Here is a 6,352-nt window from a genome sequence, read left to right as displayed (position 1 = left end):
AGCCCGAAGGCCCGATGAAGGCCGTAACCGCCCGGTCCCGGATGTCCACGTCCACGTCCTTCAGCGCGTGGTTCTGGCCGTAATAGACCTGCACCCCCCGCGCCGAGATCTTCGCCGTCGCGGTGTCGGTGTGCAGCCCTGTGCGGGTCATGTCGTTCATGGCGTCCATATCCTTACCAGCGACGTTCGAACTTGCGGCGCAGCCAGATGGCCAGGCCGTTCATCAGGACAAGAATGGCCAGGAGCACCAGGATCGCGGCCGAGGTGCGGCTGACGAAGCCCCGTTCCGGGCTGTCGGCCCAGATGTAGATCTGGGTGGGCAGCGTCGTCGCGCTTTCGAACGGAGTTGCCGGCGCCGAGGTCATGAAGGCGTTCATCCCGATCAGCAGGAGCGGCGCCGTCTCGCCGATGGCCTGGGCCATGGCGATGATCGTGCCGGTCATGATGCCGGGCATGGCCAGGGGCAGGACGTGGTGGAAGACGACCTGCTGGCGCGAGGCGCCGATGCCGAGCGCGGCCTCGCGGATCGAGGGCGGCACGGCCTTCAGCGCGGCGCGGGTAGCGATGATGATGGTGGGCAGCGACATCAGCGCCAGCGTCATGCCCCCGACCAGCGGCGAGCCGCGCATCAGCCCGAACCAGTTCAGGAAGACCGACAGCGCCAGGAGGCCGAAGACGACCGAGGGCACGGCGGCGAGGTTGTTGATGTTCACCTCGATCAGGTCGCTGAGCCGGGTCTTGGGCGCGAACTCCTCCAGGTAGATCGCGGCGCCGATGCCGACGGGCAGGGCGATGCCGAAGCAGACGAGGAGCAGGTAGAAGGTGCCGACGAAGGCGCCCTTCAGGCCGGCGAGTTCGGGAAAGCGCGAGTCGGCGTTGGTGAAGAGGGCGGTGTTGAAGGGGCGCGAGATCCGGCCCTCGGCCGCCAGCTTGTCAAAGGCGGCGATCTGGGCGTCGCTGACGCGGCGGTTTGCCTCGGGCGTCGCGCGATCGACCAGGCCCTTGGCGAGCTGGTCGAAGGGGTCGGACATCGGAACGGTGACGGCAACGGACTTGCCGATCAGCGAGGGGTCGGCGATCACCATGTCCCGCACACGGAATTGCGCGCCGTCCGACAGCATGGCCGTGATGTCGCGCAGGGCGCGGCCTTCCAGATCCGGGAACTCGGCCGAAATGGCGCCCTGCATGACCCGGCGCCAGTTGCTGCCTGCAATGTCGTTGGCATCAACCAGGTCGGCCGGGATCGGCACGTTCAGCTGGACATGGGTCTGGGTAAAGGCCTTGTAGCCGGTGACCGTCAGCGCGGCCAGCATCAGCGCGAGGAACCCCAGCGCGAGGGTGATCGACACCAGCCCCGCATTGCGCAGCCACAGTTCGCTGCGGCGGCGGCGGCGGATCCGGTCCTGATAGTCGGGTGCCTTCCAGTCGAAGGCCCGGGCGGGCGAGGCGGGGGTATTGGTGATGTCCGACATGTCCGGCCCCTAGTCGTAGAGTTCGCGGTACTTCCGCACGACGCGGAGCGCGAGGATGTTGATACCGAGCGTGATGACGAAGAGGAGCGAGCCGAGCGCGAAGGCGGCGAGCGTCTTGGGGTTGTCGAACTCGGTGTCGCCGATCAGCAGGGTCACGATCTGCACGGTCACGGTGGTGACCGAGTCGAGCGGGTTGATCGTCAGCTTGGCGATGATGCCGGCGGCCATGACCACGATCATCGTCTCGCCGATGGCGCGGCTGACGGCCAGGAGGATGCCGCCGACGATGCCGGGGATCGCGGCAGGGAACAGCACCTTCATCATCGTCTCGCCCCGCGTCGCCCCCAGCGCAAGCGAGCCGTCCGACAGCGACCGCGGCACCGCCGACAGCGCGTCGTCGGTGAAGGAGGAGATGAACGGGATCAGCATGATCGCCATGCAGATGCCCGCCGCCAGCGCGGTGTTGGGCGACACGTCCAGCCCGGAGGACGCCCCGGCCGAGCGCAGGAAGGGAGCGACCACGAGGATCGCGAAGAAGCCATAGACGATGGTCGGCACGCCGGCGAGGATCTCGAGCAGCGGCTTGATGATGTTGCGGGCGCGGGGCGAGGCGAATTCGTTCAGGTAGATCGCCGAGAACAACCCCGTCGGCACAGCGACGATCAGCGCGATCATCATGATGACGACTGAACCGAGAACCACCGGGATCACCCCGAATGCGCCCTGGCCGGCCACCTGGTCGGCCCGGATCGCGATCTGCGGCTCCCAGCGCAGGCCGAAGAGGAATTCGCTGACCGGCACCATGCGGAAGAACTTGATGCTTTCGAAGACCAGCGACAGGACGATCCCCAGCGTCGTGAAGATCGCGATGGTGGAACAGAAGATCATCAGCCCCAGCACGATCCGCTCGACCCCGTGGCGGGCCCGGAATTCGGCCGACACGCGGGAGCGGGAGAAGGCGATCAGGGCGGTGCAGAGGACCGCGATCACCACGACCAGCGCCAGCCGCGCCGAGGCGGTGCGCTCTGCCATGGTCCGGGCGGCGGCAAGCTTCCAGTCCTCGGGCGTGCCGAAGACCTGGCCGCGCGCGATGGACTTGATCTCGGCCAGAACCAGCGAAACGGCGCCGCTGTCGAGGCCCGAGAGCTTGTCGGCAGGCAGGCCGGCCATGACCGAGCGGTCGATCACCGGACCCTGGAAAGCAAGCCACAGGAGGATCACGATCAGACCGGGCACGCCGACGATGAGGGCGGAATAGAGGCCATGAAAGCCGGTCAGCGAGTGGAGCTTGCCACCGCCGGCGCGGATCTGCGAGGCCGCCATGCGGTTCAACACATATCCCGCGAGCACGGCGACGAATAGGATGAGGAAGGCAAGACCGGTCACGACGATCCCCGTCTGGAAAGGGAATAGGCCCGGGAGACGCATCCCCCGGGCCGGTTCTTAATGCCGAGATTACTTCTCGGGCGCCGCCATATTGACGGCGTTCGTCAGGGCGTCCTGGACTTCCTTGATCTTGTCATCGGCCAGAACCACCAGGCCGCGCTCTTCCAGATAGCCGCCGGCACCCATGGCCGCGTCCGAGGCATAGGTGGCCAGGAACTCGTTCAGCCCCGGGATCACGCCGCGGTGCGCGTTCTTGACGTAGATGAACAGCGGACGCGAGATCGGGTATTCGAACGTGGCGATCGTGTCCTGGTTGGCCTCGACGCCGTTGATCTTGACGTCCTTCAGCTTGTCCAGGTTCTCGTAGAGGAACGAGTAGCCAAAGATGCCGACAGCGTTCGGGTCGGCTTCCAGTCGCTGCACGATCAGGTTGTCGTTCTCGCCCGCTTCGACGAACAGGCCGTCCTGACGCATGCGAGAGCAGTCTTCCTCGACGAATTTTTTGTAGTCGTCTTCGGAAGCGGTTTCCTTCAGCTTCTTGGCGTAGTCGGTGGACTCGCAGCCCTTGTGCATCGCCAGTTCGACGAAGGCGTCACGGGTGCCCGAGGTGGGCGGCGGGCCGTAGGCGAGGATCGGCGTGTCGGGCAGCGAAGCATCGACGTCCGACCACTTCTTGTAGGGGTTGTCCACGAGGGCGCCGTCAACCGGAACCTTCGCGGCAAGCGCCTTGTAGACCTGCTCGAGCGTCAGGTTCCAGTCGGTCTCGTTCGCGCGGCTGATGGCGATGGCCAGGCCATCGTAACCGATCAGGGCTTCGGTGATGTCGGTCACGCCGTTCTGGGCACAGAGTTCGTATTCCGACTTCTTCATCGCGCGCGAGGCACCGGTGATGTCGGGGTGATCCGCGCCGACACCGCCACAGAAGATCTGCATTCCGCCGCCGGTGCCGGTCGATTCGACCACCGGGGCAGCGCCGCCCTGGTTGGCGAACTCTTCGGCGACCGCCTGGGTGTAGGGGAACACGGTCGAGGACCCGACGATGCGGATCTGGTCGCGGGCTTCGGCCATCGTGGCCATGGCGGCAAGCGCCAGGACCGAAGCGGACAGGTGGATGGTTTTCATGGATGCGCTCCTGCAAAACGTGCGGCCGTGGTTGGCAGCGTATGTCGGCTGTAGTCCGGTCGCATGACGCTTAGATTGCAGGAGTGTAAAAACTGGATGACAGTCAGATGGCGTGCGCCGGTCCGCGCATGGCCCGCGCGATGGTTTCGGCGATCATCATCGTGGGGGCGTTGGTGTTGCCCGCGATGATCTGCGGCATCAGCGAGGCATCGACGACGCGCAGCCCCTCGACCCCGCGCACGCGGCCTTCGGGATCGGTGACCGAAGCGGGGTCGCGCCCCATGCGGCAGGTGCCGACCGGGTGGTAGATCGTCTCGGCCCGGGTGCGGATGAAGTCCGTCAGCGCCGCGTCCGAGCTCGCATCCGGGCCGGGCAGGGTTTCCCGGGCGATGAAGCGGGCCAGCGGCGGCGCCCCGGTGATGCGGCGGGCAAGTTTCAGGCCGGCGAGGAGCGTCGGCAGGTCGTCGGGATGCGACAGGTAGTTGGCCGCGATCCGGGGGGCGGCCAGCGGGTCGGGGCTGGCAAGCCGGATGCGGCCCCGGCTTTTCGGCAACAGGTCGCAGACATGCAGCGTCAGCCCGTAGCCGAGCGACAGCCGGCGGCCGTGGTCGTGGAGATAGGCGGGAATGAAGTGGAATTGCAGGTTCGGCCGGTCGCGGTCGGGGTGGGAGGCCGCGAATCCACCGGCCTCGGCCACGTTCGAGGTGAACTCGCCCGTCCCGTGGCGCAGCCAGGCCCAGGCGGCGCGGACCGCGCGGGGCAGGAAGGAGGGCGCGATGCCGATCGCCTCGCGGCCATTCAGAGCGGCCTGCACCGCGATGTCGAGGTGATCGGCGAGGTTGGCCCCGACCTCGGGCGCGTGGTGCAGGACGGGGATGCCCAGGGCCTGCAACTCCGCGCCGGGACCGATGCCCGACAGCATGAGAAGCTGCGGCGAGTTGATCGCCCCGCCCGACAGGATCACCTCGCCGCCCTCGGCCAGCGTCAGGCCGCGGTCGCCGAGGTCAACTCCGGTTGCGCGGCGGCCGTCGAACAGCACGCGCCGCACCTGCGCGCGGGTCAGGATCGTGAGGTTCGGCCGCCCGCGCGCGGGGTCGAGGAAGGCGCGCGCCGCGCTGAAGCGGCGGCCGTCGCGCTGGGTGACCTGGTAGAGCCCGACGCCCTCTTGCGCGGGGCCGTTGAAGTCGCGCGACTCGGGCAGTCCGCAGGCGACGCCGGCGGCCACGAAGGCGCGGCTGAGCGGGTTCGGCTGGCAGAGGTCCGAAACCGTCAGCGGCCCGCCCCGGCCGTGGAGGTCGCCGGCAAGGGTCCGGTTGTCCTCCATCTCGCGGAAGATGCGGCTGACCCGGGGCCAGTCCCAGAGATCGCCTGCCGCCCGCGCCCAGTCGCGATAATCCTGAGGATGGCCGCGCATGTAGATCATCGCGTTGATCGAGGACGATCCGCCCAGCACCCGACCGCGCGGCCAGTAGAGGCGGCGGCCTGCCAGCTGCGGTTCGGGATCGGTCGCGTAGCCCCAGTTCAGCCAGCACATGTGGGCGAGTGCGGCCAGGCCGAAGGGCATGTGGATCATCGGGTTGCGGTCGGGCGGGCCGGCCTCGACCAGGCAGACTCGGGTGGCGGGATCGGCGGACAGGCGGTTGGCCAGCACACAGCCGGCGGAACCGGCGCCGACGATGATGTAGTGAAAGGCGGTCATGACGGCCACCGGCGGGCGGCAGGAACGGGGACAGGGCAGGGACAGGCGCCGGACATGGCGCGATCCTGACCCGCTTTGCATTGAGGGCATAGCGCGACGTTGCGTCAGGCAAGCTCGGCCAGGAAGGCGGGGCAGGCGAGTTCCAGCCCCTCGGCATAGATCACCTCGTCCTCGTCGAAGCGCAGCGTGAAGAGACGGACGTTGCGGTGGGTCTCGAGGCAGACGAATTCGCCGTCCGCGAGCCGCACGGCGGGGATCGCGGCGACGGGCTGGCCATAGAGCGCCCTGGCCCGCCAGTCGCGGATCAGCACCGGCTGGCCGGGAGAGAGGAGCAGGTCCTGGTCGGGCCGGTCATGGCCCATGGTCGAGGCCTTGATGCGCACCAGATCGACCTGCTTGCGCGCCACGACCGAGACCGAGGTCAGTCGCCGCGCGCCGGCCCGGGTGACGACGCGGTCGCCGGGGGTCAGGAAATCGACCGGGATCAGCCCGTCCAGCGTGCGCACCATGGTTCCCGCCAGCATGCCCTGTGCCGGGGGCGTTCCGGCCCCGCCTGCGGATCGAGAGAATGGTGCTTCGGCGTCCAAGGTTCGGCCTTTCCCAACCTGTTTGCCGATCAGTCGCAGGGCTTTGTGGTCCGCTTTCGATCCTCGTTCGGTCATTTCTGGGCAGA

The 6,352-nt window shown here is 67.8% G+C and carries 5 protein-coding genes and 1 pseudogene; all 6 read right to left on the bottom strand.

What is annotated here, in order from left to right:
• Positions 1–160: pseudogene (locus ACK4IU_RS07870) on the bottom strand (phosphate ABC transporter ATP-binding protein); the annotation flags it as partial.
• A 13-nt stretch (positions 161–173) separates the two neighbouring features.
• Complete coding sequence (gene pstA / locus ACK4IU_RS07865) at positions 174–1,472, bottom strand: phosphate ABC transporter permease PstA (RefSeq protein ID WP_409733415.1); 1,299 nt, start codon at positions 1,470–1,472, stop codon at positions 174–176.
• Between the two features lie 9 nt (positions 1,473–1,481).
• Positions 1,482–2,858 carry a phosphate ABC transporter permease subunit PstC gene (gene pstC / locus ACK4IU_RS07860; RefSeq protein ID WP_409733412.1) on the bottom strand — a complete coding sequence of 459 codons (1,377 nt, stop codon included), beginning with the start codon at positions 2,856–2,858 and terminating at the stop codon, positions 1,482–1,484.
• 69 nt (positions 2,859–2,927) lie between these two features.
• Complete coding sequence (locus tag ACK4IU_RS07855; protein ID WP_409733409.1) at positions 2,928–3,980, bottom strand: PstS family phosphate ABC transporter substrate-binding protein; 1,053 nt, start codon at positions 3,978–3,980, stop codon at positions 2,928–2,930.
• A gap of 103 nt (positions 3,981–4,083) precedes the next feature.
• Positions 4,084–5,679, bottom strand: coding sequence for a GMC family oxidoreductase (locus ACK4IU_RS07850; RefSeq protein WP_409733406.1), 1,596 nt, complete (start codon positions 5,677–5,679; stop codon positions 4,084–4,086).
• Between the two features lie 104 nt (positions 5,680–5,783).
• A complete protein-coding gene (locus ACK4IU_RS07845) occupies positions 5,784–6,203 on the bottom strand; it encodes a Hint domain-containing protein (protein ID WP_409733403.1) in 420 nt (139 codons plus the stop codon).
• Positions 6,204–6,352: the final 149 nt, after the last annotated feature.

It is taken from the genome of Tabrizicola flagellatus, from assembly GCF_046295235.1.
In the GTDB taxonomy this organism is placed as follows: domain Bacteria; phylum Pseudomonadota; class Alphaproteobacteria; order Rhodobacterales; family Rhodobacteraceae; genus Tabrizicola; species Tabrizicola flagellata_A.
The sequence above is the reverse complement of the archived record's forward strand: the minus strand, read 5'-3'. Positions and strand labels throughout refer to the sequence as shown.